The organism is Flavobacterium sp. HJSW_4, from assembly GCF_042436695.1.
GTDB lineage: Bacteria > Bacteroidota > Bacteroidia > Flavobacteriales > Flavobacteriaceae > Flavobacterium.
The window spans coordinates 1-22,871 of sequence record NZ_JBHNPP010000049.1 but is presented as its reverse complement, the minus strand read 5'-3'; the positions used below and the strand labels follow the sequence as shown (position 1 = coordinate 22,871).

Genomic DNA, 22,871 nt, shown 5'->3' with positions numbered 1-22,871 from the left:
TTTTTGTTTCAGGTTTCAGGTTTCAAGTTTTTGGCTTGTGTAGTTTTACCGCAAAGTTCGCAAGGTTTTTTATTTTTGATTACTTAGTAAAAACGCAAAGTTCGCAAAGCTTTGAGAAAAAACTTTGCGAACTTTGCGTCTTTGCGGTTAAAAAAATAAACGCAAAGCATATCAACTTGAAACTTTAAACCTGAAACAAAACCAAAAAAAGAAGTCAAATAAAAAACCGCAACTCTTTAGAGGAATTGCGGTTTCTAGGTATAAAAAATGGTTGGTTAATAGCGATATCTTTTTTTTTACAATGATAGATCTTTTATTTAAAACTAAAAAACATCCCTGTAACAGAAAGAAACTTTAATGTTAACTATTTAACATTACAGGCATTACCAGCATAGTAACAGTTTCTCCCTCTTCTAAACCATCAACTGGAGTTAAAATTCCAGCTCTGTTAGGTAAAGACATTTCAAGCATAATCATGTCTGACTGAAGATTTGTAAGCATCTCTGTTAAGAAACGAGAGTTGAAACCAATTTGTAAATCATCACCTTGATAATCACAAGTCAATCTTTCTTCTGCTTTGTTTGAGTAATCGATGTCTTCTGCAGAAACGTTTAATTCAGCTCCAGCAATTTTCAAACGAATTTGGTGTGTAGTTTTGTTAGAGAAAATCGCAACACGACGAACAGAACTTAAAAATAAAGAGCGATCGATCATTAATTTGTTTGGATTTTCTTTTGGAATTACCGCTTCGTAGTTCGGGTATTTTCCGTCGATTAAACGACACATTAAGATATAATTGTCAAATGAGAAAGTAGCATTTGAATCGTTGTATTCAATTTTTACTTCTGCATCAGAACTTCCTAAAATACTTTTTAAAATGTTTAAAGGTTTTTTAGGCATGATAAAATCTGCTACTTGAGAAGCTTTTACGTCTGTACGAGCATATTTTACCAATTTGTGAGCATCTGTTGCTACGAAAATTAAACCTTCTGGTGAAAACTGGAAGAATACTCCAGACATTACCGGACGTAAATCGTCGTTTCCAGCTGCGAAAATAGTTTTGCTTACCGCAGTTGCTAAAACTTCTGCAGGAACAAGCGTTACAGATGGATCTTCTAAACTTACTGCTTTAGGAAATTCTTCTCCTGCAGCGTAAGCCAATGCATATTTACCAGAGTTAGAGCTAATTTCGACTGTGTTATTATCTTCAACAGTAAAAGTTAACGGTTGTTCTGGGAAAGTTTTTAAAATTTCAAGCAAAAGTTTTGCAGGAACTGCTACGCTTCCTTTACTTGTAGAATCGATCGATAATGTAGCCGACATAGTCGTTTCAAGATCTGAAGCCGAAACCGTCAACTCATTGTTGTTTAGTTCAAATAAAAAGTTGTCTAAAATAGGCAACGTATTGTTACTATTGATTACACTACCTAAAACTTGTAATTGTTTTAATAAGTACGAACTCGATACTATAAATTTCATCTGTTTTATTTTATTTTTTGATGGATCTTTTAGCAAATAAAGGGCTAAATATACGGATTACAAATATATCTTAAACTATCCAAAGTATTACATTTTTTTATTAACATCTATTTACTGTATTTTCTTTTTCTAATAAAAGTAAACACAAGTCCAAAGATCAATAAAATTAGAATTGGAACTCCGATAGTTATGAATTGGGTTAACGTATAGCTTTCGTAAACTTTTTCTTTATCTAATAAAGGCAGTTCAACATCTTTACTTCTAATGTTAATAAGTCCTGTGTCATCAAGAAGGTAATTGATACAATTCATGATGAAGTCTTTGTTGTCATATAATTGGCCAGTTCTTTGGTCGTAACCTAATTCAACTGGCATCATATTTTTGTCTAATTGATTTTTGGCGATATCCCCGTCAGCAACTACAATCATTTTGTTTGGTTTTCCTTGCGCCGTAAAAGAATTGTCTTTAAAAGGTAAAACTCTATTTTCAAAAGCCGAATGGAAAGAACCTTCCAATAAAACAGCCAACGGTTTGTTTCCTTTGTTTACGTATTCTTGCGGAGTTGTTTTCTCCGTAACCATGTTCAAGTTAACTTCTACAGGCGTTCCGACAGTTTTAGAATATTGAGAAGATTGCAGTAAAACCGTTTTCTTAATTCCGTTTTTCAAAGTGTCGATCGGATTTGCGAAATCAAATTTAATTCCACCCAAATTTTTCACGATTGGATGTTGGCTTGTCGGATAAACTTGAGGCGCAAATTTCCAGATAAAATCTTGATATTGCGTTGCGCTTCCTTGTTCTCCAGTTGCCAGTTTTATTGGACTTCCTTGTTCATCTTTAACCAAATCAGGATTAATTCTAAATCCGTATTTGAAGAACATATCGTTCAGATTCAAATCTCTTGGATAAGCCAAAGTCGCTCCCATATCATTGTACAAACTATCCATGTCTGCAGCCGCTTGATCGATCAGCCAAAGCGTTTTTCCTCCATTCATAATAAACTGATCTAGAACTTCTTTTTCTTCGTCAGAGAATTTTTCTGTTGGTTTTGCTACAATCGCTAAATCGTACTTTTTTAATTCATTTAAAGTTGCATTCGGATTTTTAGTAACTGAGTCTAATGTAAATGGTCCAATAAGATAACTTTCGTGAATTTGTTTCAGCATGTTGGCAATGTGAATTTCTCTTAATTCGCCATTTCCTTTAATGATTGCAACTTTTCTCTGTTTGTTTTTAGTTACTTTATTGATTGCATCTGCAATAGAATATTCTAAATGCTGAATAGATCCGATTACTTTTTGAGTAGTCGAAGCTCCCATTATATTTTTCAATAATGGAATATTTACTTCTTTGTTATTATAAACCGCCACAGCCCAAGGAAAAACCATTGCTTGAGATTGTTTTCCTTTGTCGTCAACAGTGATGTTTATTGGCGTTAATCCTTTTTGGAAAAGAGATTTTGTCAATTCTTCGCTTTCATCTTCATTTTCTAACGGATCAACAAATTCGAAAACAATATTTTTATTATAAGCTTGAAATTCTTCTAATAATTGCTTGCTTTCTTGCTGTAAACGTCTAAAATCTGCAGGAAGATCTCCTTCCATATAAATCTTTATAGAAAGCGGATTCTGAACTTGTTTTATGATTCCTAATGAAGTAGGAGATAAGGTATAACGTTTGTCTTTCGTTAAATCAAAACGATGAAAAAAGATTGTTCCAAGTACATTTAAAACAACTAAAATAAAAATAGTAATGCCTAATGTCTTTAAATTATGTTTTGTAGAGAGTTTCATTAAGCTTTATAAGATTTTAATTGATAAACAGTAAAAGACAAGAAAGCGATTGCAATGCTTAAAAAGTAAATAATATCGCGAGTATCAATTACGCCTCGGCTCATACTTTTAAAGTGATTTTGCATTCCTAAAGCTGAAATAAAACCATTTGATCTAGGAATTAATGAACTCAATCCTTCAAAACCAAAATAGAAGAAAAAGCATAAGAAAACGGCAATAATAAAAGCCACAATCTGATTTTCTGAAAGGGTAGAAGTGAAGATTCCGATTGCTGAATAAGAAGCAATTAAAAACAATAATCCGAAGTAAGAACCAATTGTGCTTCCCATATCGATATTGCCTTCTGGCGAACCTAAATCAGAAATTACTTTTACATAAATTAAGGTTGGAATAATGGCTAAAATAATTAGTAAAAATGAACCGAAGAATTTACCATTTACGATTTCCCAAATTGACAAAGGTTTTGTCAACAACAATTCTAGAGTTCCTTGTTTTTTTTCGTCAGAGAAACTTCTCATCGTAACGGCTGGAATTAAGAAAATTAAAATCCAAGGTGCCAATGTGAAAAACGGAGTTAAATCGGCATAACCTGTTTTTAGAATATTGTAATCTCCTTCAAAAACCCATAAAAAAAGTCCATTGCTAATTAAGAAAATCGCAATAACCAAATAGCCAATAGGAGAGCCAAAAAAGGATTTTATTTCTCGTAAAATGATTGATTTCATTCTTGTTTTTGTTATTTATTGTTTCAGGTTTCAGGTTTCAAGTTGCCACAAAACGTGAAACTTTAAACTTGAAACTATTTTAAGCTTACTAATTTATCAACGCTCCACGCTTCTGGTTTTGCATTGAATAATTTTTTTGTGAAATCCCAAACTGTATTAAAAAGTTCAGAATTTCTATAATTTTCCAAATCGGCTTCGGTTTCCCAATAGCTGTAAGTGAAAAAGATGCATTTGTCATTTTTGTCCTGATACAATTCTAAAAAACGATTTCCTTCTGCGTTTCGTATTTTCTCTTTCACAGATTCAAAATTCTCCAAAAAATCGGGAATCTTTTCTTCGTGAAAACTCATTTTTACTATTCTTATGAACATTCTTTTTATTTTAGATTTCTGAATTCAGATTTTAGATTTTTTGAAAGCCTAAAGTCTTACAGGTGCGCAAAAATACCAAATTTGATTGTTGTTTTTATAAAAAAATGAAATTCGAATAGAGAAATTCCAAATTCTAAAATTTGAAGTTTCAAAATCTAAAATCTGCAATCTAAAATTAAAAATATTTTCTAAGAAAATTTAATCGTAATCACATCACGATAATTTAATCCTAAAAGACTATTTGCAGAACCAACTTTAGAAGGGTTGCTTCTAAAAATAGCAATTTCAAGGAAACCGGCTTCGTTAAAAATAGCCAATTTTTCTCCTTCATAAGTTTTGATAGGATATTTATCTGAAGTTGCAATTGCCGAATAATTTGGCAAAATTGTTTTGATGCTTTTTGGGTTCATCACGATTTCGTAGGGACGTCCGCGCGAAATTTCTAAGAATTGTTTTTTAGAAATATTTGTTACAACGTTTCCAAAATGATCGATGTAAATGATGTTTCCTTTTATCGAATTTCCGTCATCAGCAACAAGAGCTTGTAGTTCTGTTGCTTCTTTAATAGATTGAATTTCTTTTCCGATAACATTCAATAAACCGCCTTTAGATAAATGAGAAGCAACCTGAATAAAAATATCCAAATCTGTAGCTTCAATTGGAAAACGATCGTGAATATTAATCGCTACAATTTTCTGCGGAACGATTTTCTGCGTAAGCATGCTTAAAATTCCGTTATCGGCGCAAATAAAGTAATGATCGTTCCATTGCATAGCGATATGTTGGTTCTCTTTATTGCGTTCAATATCGACACCAATAAGGTGAACTGTGCCTTTTGGAAAGCTCATATAAGCAGCTCCAATAATGTAACTTGCTTCGGCAGTATTAAAGGGATCAATGTCATGAGAAATGTCAATGATTTGAACCTCTGGATTTTCAGAAAGAATTTTACCCTTCAGCGACCCCACAAAGTGATCTTTTAAGCCGTAGTCTGTAGTAAGGGTAATTATTGACATAATTTTGTTTATAACTATTGATAGTATTTAAATCTAAATTTCATTAAATTTGAGAAATGCAAAGCTAGTAATAGTAAACACAAATTGAAAGAAAGAAAAGACAATTTGTAATTTTTACAGCATTTGCAAGTTACAATATTCAGTAACACGGATTTAAGTTTAGAAAACAAAAACTGAAAACTGCGACAGTATATTGTGACTAAAAAAAAGACCCGACAACCACTAAATATTAAAAGGAATTTTTAATTTAAAACTACTTCATTTGAACGAAAGAATAATCGAGCTAGTAGATATTGCACCAAAAGAATTTTGGGGCGCGCAGGACAGCCATTTAGAAATCATTAAAAAGTACTACCCGAAGCTTAAAATCGTAGCGCGAGGGACAACTTTAAAGGCATTTGGCGAAAAAGAAGTTTTAGACGAATTCGAAAAAAGATTTCAAAGATTAATGCTTCATTTTACACGTTACAACAATATAGATGATAATGTAATTGAGCGTGTAATTATGAGTGATGGTCAGGAAGATAAAAGAGCTTACGATCATGACAAAATCTTAGTTCATGGTGTTGGCGGTAAGATTATCAAGGCAATGACACCAAATCAGCAATTGCTGGTTGATACGATCAAGAAAAACGATATGGTCTTTGCTATTGGTCCTGCTGGAACCGGAAAAACATATACCGGTGTCGCTATGGCGGTTAAAATGCTAAAAGATAAAGAAGTAAAAAGGATCATTCTGACGCGTCCCGCGGTAGAAGCCGGTGAAAATCTTGGTTTTCTTCCTGGAGATATGAAAGAAAAACTCGATCCTTACATGCAACCGCTTTATGATGCGTTGCGTGACATGCTTCCGAACGAAAAATTAGAGGATTATATTTTGAAAGGAATTATTCAGATTGCACCACTTGCTTTCATGCGTGGACGTACCTTGGATAACGCTTTCGTAATCCTTGATGAAGCACAAAATACCACGCACTCACAAATGAAAATGTTTTTGACCCGTATGGGAAAAAATGCCAAATTTATGATTACGGGTGATCCTGGACAGGTCGATTTGCCAAGAAGAACAATTTCAGGTCTTAAAGAAGCTATTCTGGTTCTGAAGGACATTGAAGGTATCGGAATTATTTATTTGGATGATAAAGATATCGTACGCCACAGATTGGTTAAAAAGGTTATCGATGCTTACAAACAAATCGAAAATCACGATTAAAAATAAATTTAGTCAAATGTTAAATGTAAATCGTGAATTGTGTTTTAACATTTATTAATATTCGTTTTGTACGTTTTTAAGGAAAGGTGCAAAACGAATATTTTTTTTAAATAATTTTTATTATCATGGATATAGTAATTGATTTAGATCTATTAAAGGCAAAAGATATACTTTCTATCTTATCTGATTTAGCAACCTTTTTTACTGCTATTATAGCAATAATAGCAATATTCCAAGTTAAAAAGCAGAGGTTGAGTTCATATAAACCAGATATCATTTTAGATAGTTTTGTTTCTAAATTTTATGCAGAGAATTTTCTGAGCAAAAATGATAACTTTACTTATGTAACAGGGAAATATCTACAAAACAATCAGAAGGAAAGAAAAGAAGGGGAAAAATATCCATTGATTAGCTATCTTTTGCAGAATATAGGATTTGGAACAGCAAAATATATTGAAGGTTTTTGGGATTTTGATTATATGAAGGCCTCGAAAATACTTAAAAAATATTTACCTGAAGATTTGGTCTTAAAGGATGATAACGATGGATTTTATTTTAGGAATGAGAAAAAAGATTTTTGGGTCTTTTTTAGTAATTTCTCTTTAGAGAGAAAGCAAAGTATAGATTTTTTATTACAAGAAGCTAATGGTGAAAATGGAAAAGGTCAAACCATTCCAGAAATTATTACACGTGCATATGCTTACTACGTTGTTTTGAAGCATAATTTAGAAGTTGGCTTAAACAAAGAAAATATTTATGAAGAGTTTGATGAAATGCCTAAGCCAGTCTTTAAAGTGACGTACAGAGACTTTAACAATAAAAAATATGTAAAAAAGTTTGAGCTTAATTTTTCGTATATAGGCAATAATTTTGAATTACCTAATCAAGATCTTAATTATTGTGGAATTTTTTATATAGATGTTATAGAAAAATAAAAATTTAATATCCGGCTCTGATTTTAAAAAAAACTAAGAATTTAAGCAAATAGTTAAATAAATAATAAACTTGCCTTATTTTAAGCTTTCAAACCTGCTAAACTTTGGTCTTCCGAGCTTAAAACCGTAAATTTGCAATCATACCTATTTGATTATTAATATGACAAAACTTAAAAATATAAAAGTTGTAGTAAGTGACCTTGACGGAACTTTACTCAACCCACAACACAGAATATCAGATTATACCAAATCAATTTTTCAAGAACTTCACAATCAAGGTTATCTAATTGTTGTAGCTACAGGTCGTCATCATTTAGACGCGATGGGGATTATAGATAAACTTGAAATTCCGGTTTATCTGGTAAGTTCAAACGGAGCTAGAATCCATTCGCCAAATAAAGAAGAACTTTTCGCATTCAATTTGGATAGCGATGTGGTTAAAGCGGCTTTAAACGTAGAAATCGACCCAGAAATCACAGTTGTTTTATTCAAAGAAAATGTTTGGCAAACCAATAAATGGAATGAAAAATTAAATGCTTTTCAAGAAGAATTAAAATATCATCCAGAATTGGTAGATTATAAAACACTTGAAGATTTTTCATCAATTAAAATTTTCTTCTCTTGTCCAGATCATGAGAAATTAGTGAAATTGAAAGATGAAATTTTAGCGAATTCTTCAGAACATTTGCATCATGCTTTCAGTTTGCCGACTTGTTTAGAATTTATGGATAAATCTATCGATAAAGCAGTTTCTATCGAAAGAGTTTTAGAAAAAGAGGGTTTCACTTTAAAAGAAGCGGTTTCCTTTGGAGATGGTTATAATGATGTTCAAATGCTTTCTGCTTCTGGGAAAGGACTTATTATGGGGAATGCGCCAGCTTCGCTAAAAGAAGAACTTTCAGATTTAGAAGTAATTCAAACAAATGCTGAAGACGGAGTTGCGAAATATATTGCGACTAAAATTTTAGATAAAGAATTAGCAACCAGCTAATTTAGAACTATATTAAAACTAAAATCCCTGAATAAATCATTTAGGGATTTTTTTATTTCTGAATCTTAAAATTTCATTGTGTAACTCTGTGAAATAATTTTAAATTTGCATTCATATAAAACAACACAACAAAATGAGCAATACGATCACAACTACAGATTTTAATTTCCCGAATCAGAAATCAGTTTACCGCGGAAAAGTTAGAGAAGTTTATAATATTAACGACGAACTTTTGGTAATGGTAGCAACCGATAGACTTTCGGCGTTTGATGTGGTTTTGCCAAAAGGAATTCCGTACAAAGGACAAATCCTAAATCAGATTGCAACAAAATTTATGGAGTTGACACAAGATATCGTTCCAAACTGGTTGATTGCAACTCCAGATCCAAGTGTTGCTGTTGGACATTTATGTGAGCCTTTTAAAGTAGAAATGGTAATTCGTGGTTATTTGTCTGGACACGCGTCTCGTGAATATGCGGCTGGAAGAAAACAAATCTGCGGTGTTACTATGGCTGAAGGTTTAAAAGAAAATGATAAATTTCCGGAACCTATTATTACGCCAACTACAAAAGCAGACAATGGTTCTCATGACGAAGATATTTCGCGTGAAGATATTTTAGCTAAAGGAATTGTTTCTGAAGAAGATTATTTAGTTTTAGAAAAATATACTCGTGCGTTATTCCAAAGAGGAACAGAAATCGCTGCTTCTCGCGGATTAATTTTAGTAGATACAAAATACGAATTCGGAAAAACTAAAGACGGTGTTATCGTTTTAATTGACGAAATTCATACTCCAGATTCGTCTCGTTATTTTTACGCTGATGGATATGCTGAAAGACAAGAAAAAGGAGAGGAGCAAAAACAATTGTCAAAAGAATTTGTTCGTCGTTGGTTGATAGAAAATGGTTTTCAAGGTCAAGAAGGACAGGTAATTCCAGATATGTCAGACGAATATATCGAGTCTGTTTCTGAAAGATATATCGAATTGTACGAGAATATTTTAGGAGAAAAATTTGTAAAAGCTGACATTGACAATATTGATCAACGTATTGAAAAAAATGTATTAGATTACCTTTCTTCAAAATAGTACTTTCGGGTTTAAACTAACTATTTAAACCATGAAATTTATAACAACAAAAAATGCCCTGTTAGTTTGTCTTACTACAGGGCATTTTCTTTTTGCGCAAATTGATAAAAATGCGACAAAAGAAACCAAAAATTTGTACCAGAATTTAAAAGCCATTTCGAAAAAACATATTCTTTTCGGACATCAACATGCGCTTGAATACGGACATGGATGGAGCAATGAACCCAATCGTTCTGATGTAAAATCGGTTACGGGTTCGCATCCAGCGGTTGTCGGTATTGATTTTAGTGATTTTTCTGGTCGTTCGAAAGAACAAATTGAAAAAACTAAAGAATCATTACGAAAAAATGTAATTGCTACTTATGAAAGAGGCGGAATTACTACGGTTTCTTGGCATTTTAATAATCCAGCGTCTGATGGTGGATTTTATTGGAAAGACGGAATTTCAACTGCTTCAATGTCTTTGATAAAACCAGGCAGTTCTCATCACGAACAATACAAAGAAATTTTAAAAACTATAGCCAATTTTGCTCATTCTGTGAAAGTAAAAGACGGCAAACTTTCTCCCATGATTTTCAGACCTTTTCATGAATTTGATGGTGATTGGTTTTGGTGGGGAAAATCACATACTTCTCGCGAAGATTTTATTGCTGTTTGGCAGTTTACCGTTTCTTATTTGAAAGATACTTTAGGCGTTCACAATTTTATTTATGCATTTTCTCCAGATAATAAATTTAATTCTGATGAAGAATATTTAGAACGTTATCCAGGCGATGAATTCGTTGATATGTTTGGGATGGATGATTATGGAGATTTTGGAAGAGATGGAAAATATGATCTTGAAGCAGGTTTTAGAAAATTAAAAATATTTTCTGATTTAGCCATTAAAAAGAAAAAATTAGCAGCATTTACAGAAACTGGATTAGAATCAATTCCTAATGAGAATTGGTGGACAGATATTTTGCTTAAAACATTGAAATCAGAAAATCTAGAATTGGCTTATGTTTTGGTTTGGCGAAATGATACTACAAGTCAAACGCATTATTATGCACCATTTCCTGGACAAGTCAGCGAAACCGATTTTATAAAATTCTACAACGATCCTTTTACATTGTTTGAAAAAGATTTGAAAAATATTTATAGCAAGAAATTTAAGATTTAGTTTATTATTTCTATGCATTAAAAACGCAATTTAGGTCAAACTAAATTGCGTTTTTTATTTTTTTCCGAAAATCATGCAACTATTTTACCCTTTATAGCGTCTAATAGGAAAATCATCATCATCAATCATTTAACAAACAATCATCATCATGAAAAAAACAGTAATTATTTTAGGATTATTTTTCCTTTTTGGAAGTGTTTCAAATGCATCAAATTCTGCATTGAGATCTAAAAAACAAGTAGAATTTTCAGTTTATGGAAAATCTCCGTTGCATCTGGCTATTAGTAAAGGCGATATTGAGGCCGTAAAGAAATTTATGTTGTATGGCACTAATGTCAATAAAATCGAAAACAATATGACGCCATTAATGGTTGCGGCAAGATTTAATCATTGTGAGATTATTAAATTATTGCTTGCGAATGGAGCAGATTCATCAATCGAGAATTCACATGGTTTAACAGCTTTGAATTATGCGGAGTATGCAAAATCAACAGATTCTATTGCTATTTTGAAGACTTTAAAAGAAAATCGTAAGAGTAGTAAATAGAAAAAAGAAAAGTGCAATTCAGTTTTTTGAATTGCACTTTTTTATTTTAGTGTTTTAAAAATTTATTCCATTCTGTCTTTTAGATTTTCTAGACCTTTTTGAAGATCATTCCCAATCATTTGATCCATTTTTAGCATCGGAAGCATAATATTTGTTGGATAAGGAATTATACCGCTGATTCCCCATTTTACTTTTGTCTGATTTCCTGATACAGGTTCAGTTGACATAAAACCTATTGCAGTATCTTCCATTGGTTTTTTAAAACGAAGTGCAAAATCCAATCGTCGGTTTTCTGTTATTTTTGTAATTTCTTGTTCGCCAACCCCAACGTCTTTCACATTGCTTTCCCAAGACGAAACAGAACCTACGGCACCATCAGTTCCCTTATAATTGACTTTCATTTTCGGATCCATATTGGCCCAAACACTAAATTCATTTTGATTTTTTAATGATCTGACATATTTAAAAATACTATCAGCAGGTTTGTTGATCGTAATTTCCCTTTCAACCACATATTCCTTCGGCATAAAATAGGCTGCAATTAAAACAATCGAAATAAATAAAATTAAAATGATGAGTAATCTTTTAATAAAAATCATGGCTATTTGTTTTAAGGTTTTAGTTTTTGAATGAAAATTTTCTGCTCAGCAGTTATTATTAGTGCTTTCAGAATAAACTTCTATGTTTTTGGTTTTTAATGCTATAGTAAATTTAAAAAAATAATTATGAGTTTGAAATAATACTGTTTTTAAAAATTTTAAAAATAAATAAGATTTATTGTAACATTTTCTTTTTTTGGTAGTCTATTATAGTAAAACCAATAATTTGGTAACGTTTGGGTTCTTTAATTATCGTTTTATTAAGTAAGTGTTAAGAATTGGTTAAAACATGGTACTTTGTAATACATAATACGATAAAATAAATTACTTTTACATCAGAAAATTTGAATCATCAATAATCAATTAATAAACAATCAATCATTATGAAAAAATCAGTTATTTATTTAGGACTAGCCTTAGTAACATTCGGAAATGTAGCAATGGCTTCAAATGGAACTTCAATTGTTAAAAACACACTTGAGTTAAGAGATTATACAGCTAATCCATTAAATGTTGCAATTAGCAAAGGAGATTTAGAAACGGTTAAAAAATTCATTGAATACGGTGCAGATGTTAATCTAGCTTCTGAAGATTTAACTCCGTTAATGATCGCCGCACTTTACAATAAACATGAAATTATTAAAGTTTTATTGGCTAATGGAGCAAATCCTAAAGCTAAAAACGAGAAAGGTTATACTGCATTGAAATATGCACAAGGATCAAATGCTTCAGAGTCTATTTCGCTTTTGAAAGATTTGAAATAACAGTTTAAAAAAGTTTTGAGTTATAAAATGACCTTTCTGAGCAAAAGGTCATTTTTTTTTGCTTTAAACTGAAATCTTTTCTAATAAAAAAAGCATCATTACGAAAATGATGCTTCTTCCTTTTTTAAATCCCAACAAATTGATTTAAAACTAATATTTTAATTACTTATTCTATCGGCACATGCTTCTTTCTGTTGAATATCCAAAATAGAATAGGGAATACCAATAAAGTTAGAACGGTTGCTGTCATTAAACCTCCAATAATTACAATGGCAAGCGGTTTTTGTGATTCTGAACCAATTCCTGTAGAAATTGCCGCAGGCAGTAATCCAATTGAAGCCATTAATGCAGTCATAACTACGGCTCTTGTTCTGGCTTTTACTCCCATAAAAATAGATTCTTCGAGCGAGAATTTGGCTTTCAGATTATGATGAAATTCGGATATCAGAATAACTCCATTTTGAATACAAATTCCTAAAAGTGCTATAAATCCAACTCCAGCAGAAATTCCGAAATTCATTCCTGTAATATGAAGCGCGATGATTCCACCAATAATGGCAAACGGAACATTGGCTAAAACAAGAAGAGAATCTTTAAAGTTTCCGAACAAAATGAACAAGAGTACAAAAATTCCAATTAAACTGATTGGCACTACTTGAGCCAAACGCGCACTTGCACGAACTTGATTTTCAAATTCACCAGTCCAGCCTGTTGTGTAACCTGCAGGAAGTTTTAACTGATTTACTTTTGCTTGAGCTTCTGCAATTGTGCTTCCTAAATCTCGGTCACGAACAGAGAATTTAACTCCAATAAAACGTTTGGTGTTATCTCTATAAATAAATGCTGGTCCTGTTATACTTTTAATATCACAGATTTCTTTAAACGGAATTTTAACGCCACTTATTGTAGGAACTTTTAGCTCTTCCAAATCCTTTTCATCTTTTCTATATTCTTTAGAAAAACGAACCCTTACATCAAATCTTTTTTCATCTTCATATTTATGAGTAGCTGTTTTTCCTCCAAAAGCTAATTCTAAAACCGCTTGAGCATCACTTAAAGTTACTCCGTAAGCTGCCATTTTTTCACGATCTAGAATAACGCTTATTTCTGGCTGACCAACATTTCTTAAAATCCCCGCATCTTTAATCCCTGGAATATTTTTAATCTGAGCCAAAACTTCATTAGCCAATTGATCTAATTTATTCAAATCGTCCCCATAAATTTTAACCGCATTTGAGGCTTTAAATCCTGCTACAGATTCGGCAACGTTATCAATTACAGGTTGAGAATAATTATATGTAATTCCTTGATGAACTTTTAATTTATTGTCCATTTCATTAATAAGGTCATCCATAGAAATATTACGTTTCCATTCCTTTTTTGGAAGTAAATCAACTTGCAACTGAATGAAACCAAAACCATTTGGATCGGTTCCGTCATTGCTTCGGCCCGTTTGAGATAAAACTTTTTTAACCTCTGGGAAACTTTCTAAGTCTTTTCTAATTATTGCTGCTGTTTTAACGCTTTCAGGAAGAGATGTACTCATTGGTAGCTCAGCAGTAACCCATAATGCTCCTTCATTTAACTGAGGCAAAAATTCTGTTCCTAAGAAACCTGCAGAAAAGAAAACCCCGGCTAATAATGCAATTGAAGCAATTAAAGTTTGTATTTTATGTTTGAATGTCCATTTGAATCCTTTGCTTACAATTCGATCCCAAAAATTAACAAACGGATTATGTTTCTCTTTTACATTTTTATTTAACAAAATATGTGAAAGAACTGGTACTAATGTCAAAGTAAATATAAGTGCTCCCAATAATGCAAAACCTAATGTAAAGGCTAGGGGAGAGAACATTTTTCCTTCTACTTTCTGAAAAGAGAAAATTGGAAGTAAAGCCGTAATAATGATCAATTTTGAAAAGAAAATAGCTTTACCCATTTCTGTTCCCGTTCTTTTAATCAAGCTTCCTTTTGCAATTTTATTGAATTTATCCATTCCCAATTGATGCGCTCGATGGTCTAGAACCACAAACAATCCTTCCACCATAACGACGGCTCCGTCAATAATAATCCCGAAATCGACAGCACCTAAACTTAATAAGTTGGCACTCATTCCCATCATTTTAAGACATAAAAAGGCAAATAATAGAGAAAGCGGAATGACAATAGAAACTGTAAAAGTAGTTCTCCAGTCGGCCATAAAAAGGAATACGACGCAAGTAACAAGGATAATACCTTCAAATAAGTTATGCATAACTGTTTCCGTCGTGAAATTCATCAGATTATCACGATCATAAAACGTTTCAATTTTTATGTCTTTCGGAAGTACATTATCGTTAAGATCCTTGATTTTTGCTTTTATTAAAGCCAAAGTTTCTTGCGGATTTTCGCCTTTTCGCATTACAACAATACCTTCAACAGCATCGTCATTACTATCAAGACCTGTTTGACCAACTCTTGGCATTGAGCTTTCGTAAACTGAAGCTACATTTTTTACTAAAATCGGATTTCCTCCAGCATCATCAACAATGATGTTTTCAATATCTGTTATTGACTTTAAAAGTCCAACACCGCGAACCACAAAGGCTTGACCATTTTTTTCTATAATATCTCCACCAACGTTTAAGTTCCCTGCATCAACGGCATTAAATACTTGAAGCGGTGTGATATTGTATTTTGCTAATTTAATTGGATCAACTCCAACTTCATACGTTTTGGTTTGACCACCAAAAACATTCAAATCTGCAACTCCAGGAACAGCACGCAATTGTTTATCGATTACCCAGTTTTGGTAAGTCAATAATTCTCTACTATCTCTACTATTACTTTTTACAATATATCTAAAAATTTCTCCTGTTGGACCGTAAGGCGGCTGAACGTCTGGTTCGACATCATCTGGAAGCGAAACATTTTTAAGTAAATTGTTAACTTGAAAACGAGCAAATGTATCATCAACACCATCATCAAAAATGATTTTGATAACCGATAATCCAAACATCGTAATACTTCGAACGCTTGTTTTCTTCTGAACGGAGTTCATAGAAATTTCAATTGGAGAAGTTACGAAGCGTTCTACTTCTTCGGCACTTTTCCCGTTCCATTGCGTAATGATGATAATTTGCGTATTTGTTACGTCAGGGAAGGCGTCGATAGGCATGTTTTTGAAAGAAATAAATCCAGCAACAGCCAATAATCCAACCCAAAAGAAGGTAAATGCTTTGTTCTTTAAAGAAAAAGCAATAATATTTTTTATGAATTTGTTCATGTCTTAATTATTTAAAGCACCATAAATAAATAGCTGATTGTTTGTGATTACTTTTTCATTCTCTTTTAAACCACTTGAAACGTAAGTTGTATCACCAACAACTCTATAAACTTCTACTTGTCTCGTTTCTATATTATTACGGTCTTTAAATACAACAACAAAGTTTTTACTTTTATCAAAAACAATCGCTTTACTAGGTACGGCTATCATAGACTGATTTTCATTAAAAGAAAGTTTGATATTCGCATTCATATCAGGTTTCAGCATGTAATCAGGATTTTTTAGTTTGATTCTTGCCTGCATTGCTTTAGTCTCTGGGTCAATTACGTTGTAGATTTTATCTACTTTTCCTTGGAATGTTTTATCCGGATAACTTAGAGTAGTGACAGCTGCAGCAGTTCCTAGTTTTACTTTATTAATGTCAATTTCATTAATATTAGCCATTGCCCAAACTTCGCTGATTTCTGCAATATCGAAGATGTTTTCAGAACGGTCATTACGCAATAACATATCTTGATTGATGCTTTTTTGGATAATAAAACCGCTAATTGGAGCCGTTACTTCGTAAATAGATCCAGCTTTAATATTATAGATTTTATACGTTTCTTGAATTTTGCTTAATTGCGATTGAGCTTTATTCACTTCAGATTTTGCTTGAAGAACATCACTTTCAGAATTTAACTTTCCATCAAATAATTCCTGAGCTACTTTTAAGTTGTTTTTTGCGACAAGCAAATCACTTTTAGCATCTATAGATTGTTTTTCAAAATCAGCAACATCAGTACTTTTTATTGTCGCCAGAACTTGCCCTTTTTTTACGTAATCACCAAGTTCAACATTGACTTTCATAACATTTCCACCAACTAACGGATAAACGTCGATCATTTTATTGTTGTCAGCAGTAATTTTTCCGTAAAAACTAAGTTCGTTTTTAAGAGGTTGCATTTCTGCGTTTGCTGTTGTAGTAGTTTTTAGCATATCGTTGCTTAAAACAAAAGAAGTATTTGTTTCAGGATTTTCAACTTCTTTCTTGCAGCTCGTGAGAGATAAACTTACAATTGCGATTCCTAGGAATAATATATGTTTCATTTTTCTATATTTTTTTTAAAATAAATCTTTGTTGATAGTACTGTTTAATTCTTCGCCCGCTATTACCACTTTTTTCTTCAATTCATTTAATTGAATAATGGCTTGATTGTAGCTTTCCATAAAATCGGTAAATTCTAAAAGGCTTACATTTCGCTTCTGAAAATTGGTTAGCATACCGTTGTAAACTGCTTCAAAATCTGAATTTACAGTTGGTTTAATTACAGAATAATTTTGTCTGGATTCATCCCATTTTGTCCATGCAGAAGTAATTTCGGTTTGAAGTTGCAACTCAAAATTCTGCTTTTCAACTTTTGATTGTTCCAAAATAGTTTGAGCATATTTGATATTCCCTTTGTTTTTATTCCAAAGCGGTAACGGAATTGCAACATTAAGATTTGCCTCATTATTAAAAGCACCACTTCTTTGATCGTAATTTGCTCCTACAGTAATGTCAGGAATAGCAAGTGATTTTTGCAGTTTTACATTCAGTTCATTCGCATCAATTTCTTTTTGTTTAGCTAAATAATCTGGTCGGTTAGCAATGGCTTGTTCTTCAAAGCTTTTAAGATCAAAATCAATTACCTTTAAATATTTGTTTGAATCATCTGCGCTAACAACAGGAACTACGTTTTCAGTTTCGTTCAGAAGAAGTTTTAAATTGGCTTGTTCTTCAATGTTATCATTAATTACTTCTAAGCGCTCATTTTTAAAATTAAGATACAACGACTGTAAACGCACAACATCTTTTAATGGAATATTTCCTTTTTGTGCCTGAATAGAATAAGAATTAATCAGGTTTTCGATGTGAGCCAATTGCTTATCTGTATTTTCAAGATTTTTAGAATTGTAATACACAGTGAAAAAACTTTTACGCAATTGAAATTTTAAAGTACGCAATAAGTCATTAAATTGAAGTTCTGCCAATTGCGCATTAGATTGAGCAAGTTTTATTTCATTGCGTTTTTTACCGCCAAGATAAATAAGTTGCTCAATGCCAAAGACTTTCTGACCCTGTTTGCCAACATCAAAAAACTTATCTCTTTCTGGGTTATAGGCATTCAATTCGGCACTTATTACCGGATTATCCCAAATACGAGCTTGGATGGTTAAGGCTTTTGAAGCATCGATGTTGTATTGCGATGCCAGTAAAAATAAATTCTTTTTTAAGAATTGGCTTTCACAGTCTTGAAGAGTGACTGTTTTTTGTGCTATTGCAGTCTGACTTAAAACTGCAAACAACAGCAATGCGAATAACTTTTTCATTGTATTAATTTAGGATTATACAAATATGCTATCAACAGGCTTTAGGGGAGCTTAAAATCTACCTTAAAAATAGCTTAAAAAAGTTTATAAATCGAAAAATAACTGAAATAAATTCGTGTTAATATTTGGAGTTGAGTAGGTTATATTTGCACTATGCGCACTCAGAATACGATGAACGATTCTTAAGCCAAGTCCAAAACCTGAAGTTTTTTTTGAGTTTTGTCCACGCATAAAAGGTTCAAAAAGATTTTTCTGTTCCTCTTCGCTTAGCGTATTTCCTGTATTTGAAACGGAAATTATAAGATGGTAATGATCAGTGCTTATTTTTACTTTTGCCTGCTTATCATCTGAATAAATGTAGGCATTCTTTAATATGTTGGTTAAAGCAATTTCTAAAAGATTTCTATTTCCTTTTATTTCTAAGGCAGTATCCAAATCATCGCTTTCTTCCATTTCAAAAAGAATAACAAAATCAGGAAACGTTTTATTGATTTTTTCGATAGAAGAAAATAAAATTTCATCCAAACGCTGAATTTCGTTGTTCTCAGTGTTTCTATTGTCAATTTTTGAAAGAATAAGCAACGAAGTAATCAGTTCGCCTAAATGATTGACATCGGCTAATATGTTACTTAAGAAAGTTTTATTTTTAGGTTTAATATCAGGATCAGCAATAGCGTTTTCAATCTGAGAAGTCATTCTAGAAAGCGGTGTCCTTAATTCATGTGAGGCATGAGCTGTAAATTCTTTCTGTTTTTGGTACGAAAGTTCAATTCGATCCATCATGAAATTAAACTCATCAGCAAGTAAATCCACTTCGTTTTTAGTGTTTTTAGATGCAACTCTGGCGTCAAGATTGTTTTCGTTAATGTTTTTTATTTTCTGATGAAAGGCATTCAACGGATTCATCGCCTTTTTTACTGCGAAAGAAGTAATAACCCAGCATAAACAAGTAAAAAAGATGTAAGATATAATTAAAGTATAGCGAAGAAAAAGCAGTTTCTTTTTGCCATAATCATCAGTTGCTGATATTAAAGCATAAAAATCCTTGTCGTTTGTATCATAAAAAACGCCATAAACCTCATAATCTCCTTGCTGTTTAAAAAAGGTTTTGTTTTTCTTTAAATATTTTAAATCATCAACAGACCAATTAATTTTAGCATCATCAATACTGCTGTAAATCAATTTATAATTAGAATCAAAAACTAATGTTTTCTCATCGTATAATTTATTGATAGAATTTTGGTCAATGATTTTTAGAAGCTGATTATCGACTTGCTTTACATTCACTAACAGTTTTATGTTAGACAATGCTTTGACTTCTAAACGGTCACGAAATTCTTCTTTTCTATAATTAGAATACAAAACAAATATCACAGTAGATGCCAACCCAAAAAGGATGGTAAACAGTAAACTGACTAAAAGTGATATTCGGTTTTTTAATGTCATTCTTGATCGCTTAGGTAATAGCCGTAGCCGACTTTGGTACGAATAAGTTTTATTTCGTGATCCTTGTCAATTTTCTTTCTTAAAAAATTAATATAAACTTCAATTGTATTCTGATTGGTTTCAATATGGTAATCCCAAAGTTTTTCAGCAATAAATTGTTTCGAAAGCACTTTTCCTTTGGCATGAGCCAAAATTAAAATCAGTTTAAACTCTTTTGGAGTAAGTTTAATTTCTTCACCAGATCTAAAAACTTTCATTTCTTCTTCAAAAATTTCCAAATCGTTTATCGCGATTTTGCTTTCTACCTGTTGCGGAACTTCTTTTCGTCTTAAAAGAGATTGTACTCTTGCGTATAATTCTTCAAAATGAAATGGTTTCACCAAATAATCATCTGCGCCATTATCAAAAGAAGATAATTTGTCTTCGATTTCGCTAAAAGCAGTCAACATTATAATTGGCGTTTTGTTGTCAATTTTACGAATGTCTTTGCAAACCTCTATTCCGTTTGTTCCAGGAACATTGATATCCAAAATGATCAAATCATATTCGTATGGAAAATACTTTTTCAGCAATAAAGAACCATCATAATAAGGAATACACTCGAACTTCTTTGAGGTAAAGAATGCTGAAATTTCTTTAGATAAAGTAAAATCGTCTTCGAGCAGTAATATTTTCATTCTTGGAGAAATTTATAAATTCGGCCATTTCAAGAAACAGCCGAATTTGGTATGATATAATTTTTAGTTGAAATAAGAGAACGTTTCATTGTTCTCAATTTTCAGTAATGACTCATAAATCAATTGAATAACATTTTCAACATCATCTCTATGAACCATTTCTACAGTTGTATGCATGTAACGTAGCGGAAGCGAAATCAATGCAGAAGGAACACCGCCATTACTGTAAGCAAAAGCATCGGTATCTGTTCCTGTCGCACGTGAAGTAGCATGTCTCTGAAAAGGAATTTTATTCTCTGAAGCAGTGTCAACGATTAAATCACGTAATTTATTCTGAATTGCAGGAGAATAACCAATAACAGGACCTTTCCCCATTTTAAGATCGCCTTCTACTTTTTTATCAATCATTGGAGTAGTGGTGTCGTGACAAACATCAGTAACAATTGCAACATTTGGTTTTATTCTATGTGAAATCATTTCAGCTCCGCGAAGACCAATTTCTTCTTGAACAGAATTTACGATATACAAACCAAAAGGAAGTTTTTTATTGTTTTCTTTTAACAAACGAGCCACTTCAGCAATCATGAAACCGCCCATTCTATTATCGATAGCACGGCAGACAAATTTATTTTCGTTTAAAATCATAAACTCGTCAGGATAAGTAATCACGCATCCAACATGAACACCCAAAGCTTCAACTTGTTCTTTGTTTTCGCAACCCAAATCAATAAAGATATTACTCAATTTAGGAATTTCTTCTTTATCACGCAAACGCGTATGAATTGCTGGCCATCCAAAAACACCTTTAACAATTCCGTTTTTAGTATGAATGTTTACTCTTTTAGAAGGAGCAATCTGATGATCAGAACCACCATTTCTGATAACATATATTAAACCATCTTCCGTAATATAATTTACATACCACGAAATTTCATCAGCATGTCCTTCAATTACAACTTTATAAGGGGCATCAGGATTGATTACACCCACAGCAGTTCCGTAAGTATCAGTTATAAAAGTATCAACATAAGGTTTTAAATAATCCATCCAAAGTTTCTGGCCTTCACTTTCGTAACCAGTAGGAGAAGCATTATTTAGGTAGCTTTCTAAGAACGCTATAGAAGTATCATTTAAGATAGAATTTGTACTCATAAAAATATTTTTCCGCTAAAATATAAATTTGGTATCAGAGTTGTGTATAAATATATAATTTTACACTTAAATTATGATTCAATGAGACTAACCACCTTTTTATTTTTACTCTTAGTTTGTTTTTCTTCCAAAGCCCAAGTCACTCCTAAAGAGAATGAGCAAATGGGATATATATTAACAGAAAAGGATTCCATTCTTGGCGATACTATTCAACTCCCAGAAATAATTATTTCAAAAGGGCAGAAGATGAGTCCAGAAGAAATGAAGCAATTTCAAATTCTTCAAAACAGAGTATATAAAGTATATCCATACGCTAAACTAGCAGCTGAAAGATTAACTGCATTAAACAACGGAATGGCGCGTCTAAAAACCAGTCGCGAGAAAAAGAAGTATTTTAAGATTGTAGAAGATTATCTAAATAATGAATTCGAAGAAAGACTTAAAAAACTTTCTAGAAAACAAGGGCAGATCTTAGTAAAACTAGTTCATCGCCAAACAGGAATCACGACGTACGAACTTATAAAAACACTGAAAAGCGGTTTCAAAGCCTTTGTGTCTAATACAACTGCGAATTTGTTTGATATTAGTTTAAAAGAAGAATACAAGCCATACGATGTAAACGAAGACTATTTAATAGAAACAATCTTGGTTAGAGCATTTGAATCTGGGCGATTGGTAAGTCAAAAACCAGCTAATCCTGTAGATTATGAAGATCTAGCAGAAAAATGGCAACACAAAGCAAAAGAGCTAAACAAGAAATAATTCTACATATATATTATAGTATACAAACCCGACAGTTTTTCAAAAGCTGTCGGGTTATTTTTTGATATACATATTATATAAGTGTAATTTGTCTGGCAGAGCGGAGCCGAAGCTCTTCGAGTTTTGCAATTTGGAAGAATTATAATTTTTGATTTAGGAGCTATTTCCCGCTATTCGCTCCAATCTTTTCATGGCGAACCCCGCCATAAAAAGGATTTCCGCTTCTATCGGGGCTAGGGGATCGGTCTTCGGAAGAGGATTTTCGGGTGAAAGGAAGCTCTGGCAAGCATAAGAAATCATCAAAAAACGCAACCAAAGGCTAAAAATCCAATAGAAAAGGAGAGATGAAGCCCCCGAAAAACAGCAAAAACATACCGTCTTAAAGAAAAACCTTACGCAAACTGAAAAAACATGAAAACGTAAAGAATATGTTGCCAGCGAGTTAAGAAATAGTTTTGAAAAAGAATGAAAAAAGGGCGGGAAAAGTGTTGGAAAAGCGGAAAAAGGTTCTACTTTTGCACCCGCAACAGCGAAA

21 protein-coding genes are annotated in these 22,871 nt (G+C 32.3%); 8 read left to right on the top strand and 13 right to left on the bottom strand.

Annotation, left to right across the window (positions count from 1 at the left end):
• Positions 1 to 360: 360 nt before the first annotated feature.
• The 5 genes from dnaN to ACE01P_RS23290 form a co-directional block, all read right to left on the bottom strand.
• Entirely contained in the window at positions 361 to 1,479 is a 1,119-nt protein-coding gene (dnaN, locus tag ACE01P_RS23310) for a DNA polymerase III subunit beta (RefSeq protein WP_111283020.1), read from the bottom strand.
• A 107-nt stretch (positions 1,480 to 1,586) separates the two neighbouring features.
• Positions 1,587 to 3,272 (bottom strand): gliding motility-associated ABC transporter substrate-binding protein GldG, encoded by a 1,686-nt coding sequence (gene gldG / locus ACE01P_RS23305; protein ID WP_379701457.1) that lies wholly within the window; start codon positions 3,270 to 3,272, stop codon positions 1,587 to 1,589.
• Positions 3,272 to 3,997: a gliding motility-associated ABC transporter permease subunit GldF gene (gene gldF / locus ACE01P_RS23300; RefSeq protein ID WP_379701456.1), complete on the bottom strand. Its 726-nt coding sequence runs from the start codon at positions 3,995 to 3,997 to the stop codon at positions 3,272 to 3,274. Before gldF ends, gldG begins: the two co-directional genes overlap by 1 nt.
• A gap of 74 nt (positions 3,998 to 4,071) precedes the next feature.
• A complete protein-coding gene (locus ACE01P_RS23295; RefSeq protein ID WP_379701455.1) occupies positions 4,072 to 4,368 on the bottom strand; it encodes a putative quinol monooxygenase in 297 nt (98 codons plus the stop codon).
• A gap of 188 nt (positions 4,369 to 4,556) precedes the next feature.
• Positions 4,557 to 5,384: an S-adenosyl-l-methionine hydroxide adenosyltransferase family protein gene (locus tag ACE01P_RS23290; protein WP_111423320.1), complete on the bottom strand. Its 828-nt coding sequence runs from the start codon at positions 5,382 to 5,384 to the stop codon at positions 4,557 to 4,559.
• A 262-nt stretch (positions 5,385 to 5,646) separates the two neighbouring features.
• Between ACE01P_RS23290 and ACE01P_RS23285 the strand changes: the two genes are divergently transcribed.
• The 6 genes from ACE01P_RS23285 (at position 5,647) to ACE01P_RS23260 (ending at position 11,319) form a co-directional block, all read left to right on the top strand.
• Positions 5,647 to 6,597, top strand: a complete 951-nt coding sequence (locus ACE01P_RS23285; RefSeq protein ID WP_379701454.1) for a PhoH family protein — start codon at positions 5,647 to 5,649, stop codon at positions 6,595 to 6,597.
• Positions 6,598 to 6,722: 125 nt separating this feature from the next.
• Positions 6,723 to 7,532, top strand: coding sequence for a hypothetical protein (locus tag ACE01P_RS23280; RefSeq protein ID WP_379701453.1), 810 nt, complete (start codon positions 6,723 to 6,725; stop codon positions 7,530 to 7,532).
• A 160-nt stretch (positions 7,533 to 7,692) separates the two neighbouring features.
• Positions 7,693 to 8,523, top strand: coding sequence for a Cof-type HAD-IIB family hydrolase (locus ACE01P_RS23275; RefSeq protein ID WP_379701452.1), 831 nt, complete (start codon positions 7,693 to 7,695; stop codon positions 8,521 to 8,523).
• A gap of 133 nt (positions 8,524 to 8,656) precedes the next feature.
• On the top strand, positions 8,657 to 9,610 hold the full coding sequence (locus ACE01P_RS23270) for a phosphoribosylaminoimidazolesuccinocarboxamide synthase (RefSeq protein ID WP_379701451.1): 954 nt from the start codon (positions 8,657 to 8,659) through the stop codon (positions 9,608 to 9,610).
• 31 nt (positions 9,611 to 9,641) lie between these two features.
• Entirely contained in the window at positions 9,642 to 10,772 is a 1,131-nt protein-coding gene (locus ACE01P_RS23265) for a glycoside hydrolase family 26 protein (RefSeq protein WP_379701450.1), read from the top strand.
• A 148-nt stretch (positions 10,773 to 10,920) separates the two neighbouring features.
• Positions 10,921 to 11,319: an ankyrin repeat domain-containing protein gene (locus tag ACE01P_RS23260; protein ID WP_379701449.1), complete on the top strand. Its 399-nt coding sequence runs from the start codon at positions 10,921 to 10,923 to the stop codon at positions 11,317 to 11,319.
• Positions 11,320 to 11,381: 62 nt separating this feature from the next.
• On the opposite strand, the gene ACE01P_RS23255 is transcribed toward ACE01P_RS23260, so the two are convergent.
• Positions 11,382 to 11,918 carry an SRPBCC family protein gene (locus ACE01P_RS23255; protein WP_379701448.1) on the bottom strand — a complete coding sequence of 179 codons (537 nt, stop codon included), beginning with the start codon at positions 11,916 to 11,918 and terminating at the stop codon, positions 11,382 to 11,384.
• Positions 11,919 to 12,301: 383 nt separating this feature from the next.
• Here ACE01P_RS23255 and ACE01P_RS23250 point away from each other — a divergent pair, with 383 nt between their 5' ends.
• Positions 12,302 to 12,682 carry an ankyrin repeat domain-containing protein gene (locus ACE01P_RS23250; protein WP_379701447.1) on the top strand — a complete coding sequence of 127 codons (381 nt, stop codon included), beginning with the start codon at positions 12,302 to 12,304 and terminating at the stop codon, positions 12,680 to 12,682.
• A 166-nt stretch (positions 12,683 to 12,848) separates the two neighbouring features.
• Here ACE01P_RS23250 and ACE01P_RS23245 read toward each other — a convergent pair whose 3' ends face one another.
• From ACE01P_RS23245 to ACE01P_RS23220, 6 genes are all read right to left on the bottom strand, one after another.
• Complete coding sequence (locus tag ACE01P_RS23245; RefSeq protein ID WP_379701446.1) at positions 12,849 to 15,947, bottom strand: efflux RND transporter permease subunit; 3,099 nt, start codon at positions 15,945 to 15,947, stop codon at positions 12,849 to 12,851.
• Positions 15,948 to 15,950: 3 nt separating this feature from the next.
• Positions 15,951 to 17,036 (bottom strand): efflux RND transporter periplasmic adaptor subunit, encoded by a 1,086-nt coding sequence (locus ACE01P_RS23240; protein ID WP_379701445.1) that lies wholly within the window; start codon positions 17,034 to 17,036, stop codon positions 15,951 to 15,953.
• A gap of 15 nt (positions 17,037 to 17,051) precedes the next feature.
• On the bottom strand, positions 17,052 to 18,299 hold the full coding sequence (locus ACE01P_RS23235; RefSeq protein WP_379701444.1) for a TolC family protein: 1,248 nt from the start codon (positions 18,297 to 18,299) through the stop codon (positions 17,052 to 17,054).
• 84 nt (positions 18,300 to 18,383) lie between these two features.
• Complete coding sequence (locus ACE01P_RS23230) at positions 18,384 to 19,745, bottom strand: ATP-binding protein (protein WP_379701443.1); 1,362 nt, start codon at positions 19,743 to 19,745, stop codon at positions 18,384 to 18,386.
• Positions 19,742 to 20,422, bottom strand: a complete 681-nt coding sequence (locus ACE01P_RS23225; protein WP_379701442.1) for a response regulator transcription factor — start codon at positions 20,420 to 20,422, stop codon at positions 19,742 to 19,744. Before ACE01P_RS23225 ends, ACE01P_RS23230 begins: the two co-directional genes overlap by 4 nt.
• Before the next feature lie 63 nt (positions 20,423 to 20,485).
• Positions 20,486 to 21,574 (bottom strand): M42 family metallopeptidase, encoded by a 1,089-nt coding sequence (locus tag ACE01P_RS23220; protein WP_379701441.1) that lies wholly within the window; start codon positions 21,572 to 21,574, stop codon positions 20,486 to 20,488.
• 81 nt (positions 21,575 to 21,655) lie between these two features.
• Here ACE01P_RS23220 and ACE01P_RS23215 point away from each other — a divergent pair, with 81 nt between their 5' ends.
• Entirely contained in the window at positions 21,656 to 22,336 is a 681-nt protein-coding gene (locus ACE01P_RS23215; RefSeq protein ID WP_379701440.1) for a DUF4294 domain-containing protein, read from the top strand.
• 153 nt (positions 22,337 to 22,489) lie between these two features.
• Here the strand turns inward: ACE01P_RS23215 and ACE01P_RS23210 are convergent.
• On the bottom strand, positions 22,490 to 22,871 hold a 382-nt coding region (locus ACE01P_RS23210), incomplete at its 5' end, for a hypothetical protein (RefSeq protein WP_379701439.1).

Bases quoted from the DNA above. Each gene is read 5' to 3' on its own strand.
- dnaN (WP_111283020.1), bottom strand. From the start codon at position 1,479: ATGAAATTTATAGTATCGAGTTCGTACTTATTAAAACAATTACAAGTT.
- gldG (WP_379701457.1), bottom strand. From the start codon at position 3,272: ATGAAACTCTCTACAAAACATAATTTAAAGACATTAGGCATTACTATT.
- gldF (WP_379701456.1), bottom strand. From the start codon at position 3,997: ATGAAATCAATCATTTTACGAGAAATAAAATCCTTTTTTGGCTCTCCT.
- ACE01P_RS23295 (WP_379701455.1), bottom strand. From the start codon at position 4,368: ATGTTCATAAGAATAGTAAAAATGAGTTTTCACGAAGAAAAGATTCCC.
- ACE01P_RS23290 (WP_111423320.1), bottom strand. From the start codon at position 5,384: ATGTCAATAATTACCCTTACTACAGACTACGGCTTAAAAGATCACTTT.
- ACE01P_RS23280 (WP_379701453.1), top strand. From the start codon at position 6,723: ATGGATATAGTAATTGATTTAGATCTATTAAAGGCAAAAGATATACTT.
- ACE01P_RS23275 (WP_379701452.1), top strand. From the start codon at position 7,693: ATGACAAAACTTAAAAATATAAAAGTTGTAGTAAGTGACCTTGACGGA.
- ACE01P_RS23270 (WP_379701451.1), top strand. From the start codon at position 8,657: ATGAGCAATACGATCACAACTACAGATTTTAATTTCCCGAATCAGAAA.
- ACE01P_RS23265 (WP_379701450.1), top strand. From the start codon at position 9,642: ATGAAATTTATAACAACAAAAAATGCCCTGTTAGTTTGTCTTACTACA.
- ACE01P_RS23260 (WP_379701449.1), top strand. From the start codon at position 10,921: ATGAAAAAAACAGTAATTATTTTAGGATTATTTTTCCTTTTTGGAAGT.
- ACE01P_RS23255 (WP_379701448.1), bottom strand. From the start codon at position 11,918: ATGATTTTTATTAAAAGATTACTCATCATTTTAATTTTATTTATTTCG.
- ACE01P_RS23250 (WP_379701447.1), top strand. From the start codon at position 12,302: ATGAAAAAATCAGTTATTTATTTAGGACTAGCCTTAGTAACATTCGGA.
- ACE01P_RS23245 (WP_379701446.1), bottom strand. From the start codon at position 15,947: ATGAACAAATTCATAAAAAATATTATTGCTTTTTCTTTAAAGAACAAA.
- ACE01P_RS23240 (WP_379701445.1), bottom strand. From the start codon at position 17,036: ATGAAACATATATTATTCCTAGGAATCGCAATTGTAAGTTTATCTCTC.
- ACE01P_RS23235 (WP_379701444.1), bottom strand. From the start codon at position 18,299: ATGAAAAAGTTATTCGCATTGCTGTTGTTTGCAGTTTTAAGTCAGACT.
- ACE01P_RS23230 (WP_379701443.1), bottom strand. From the start codon at position 19,745: ATGACATTAAAAAACCGAATATCACTTTTAGTCAGTTTACTGTTTACC.
- ACE01P_RS23225 (WP_379701442.1), bottom strand. From the start codon at position 20,422: ATGAAAATATTACTGCTCGAAGACGATTTTACTTTATCTAAAGAAATT.
- ACE01P_RS23220 (WP_379701441.1), bottom strand. From the start codon at position 21,574: ATGAGTACAAATTCTATCTTAAATGATACTTCTATAGCGTTCTTAGAA.
- ACE01P_RS23215 (WP_379701440.1), top strand. From the start codon at position 21,656: ATGAGACTAACCACCTTTTTATTTTTACTCTTAGTTTGTTTTTCTTCC.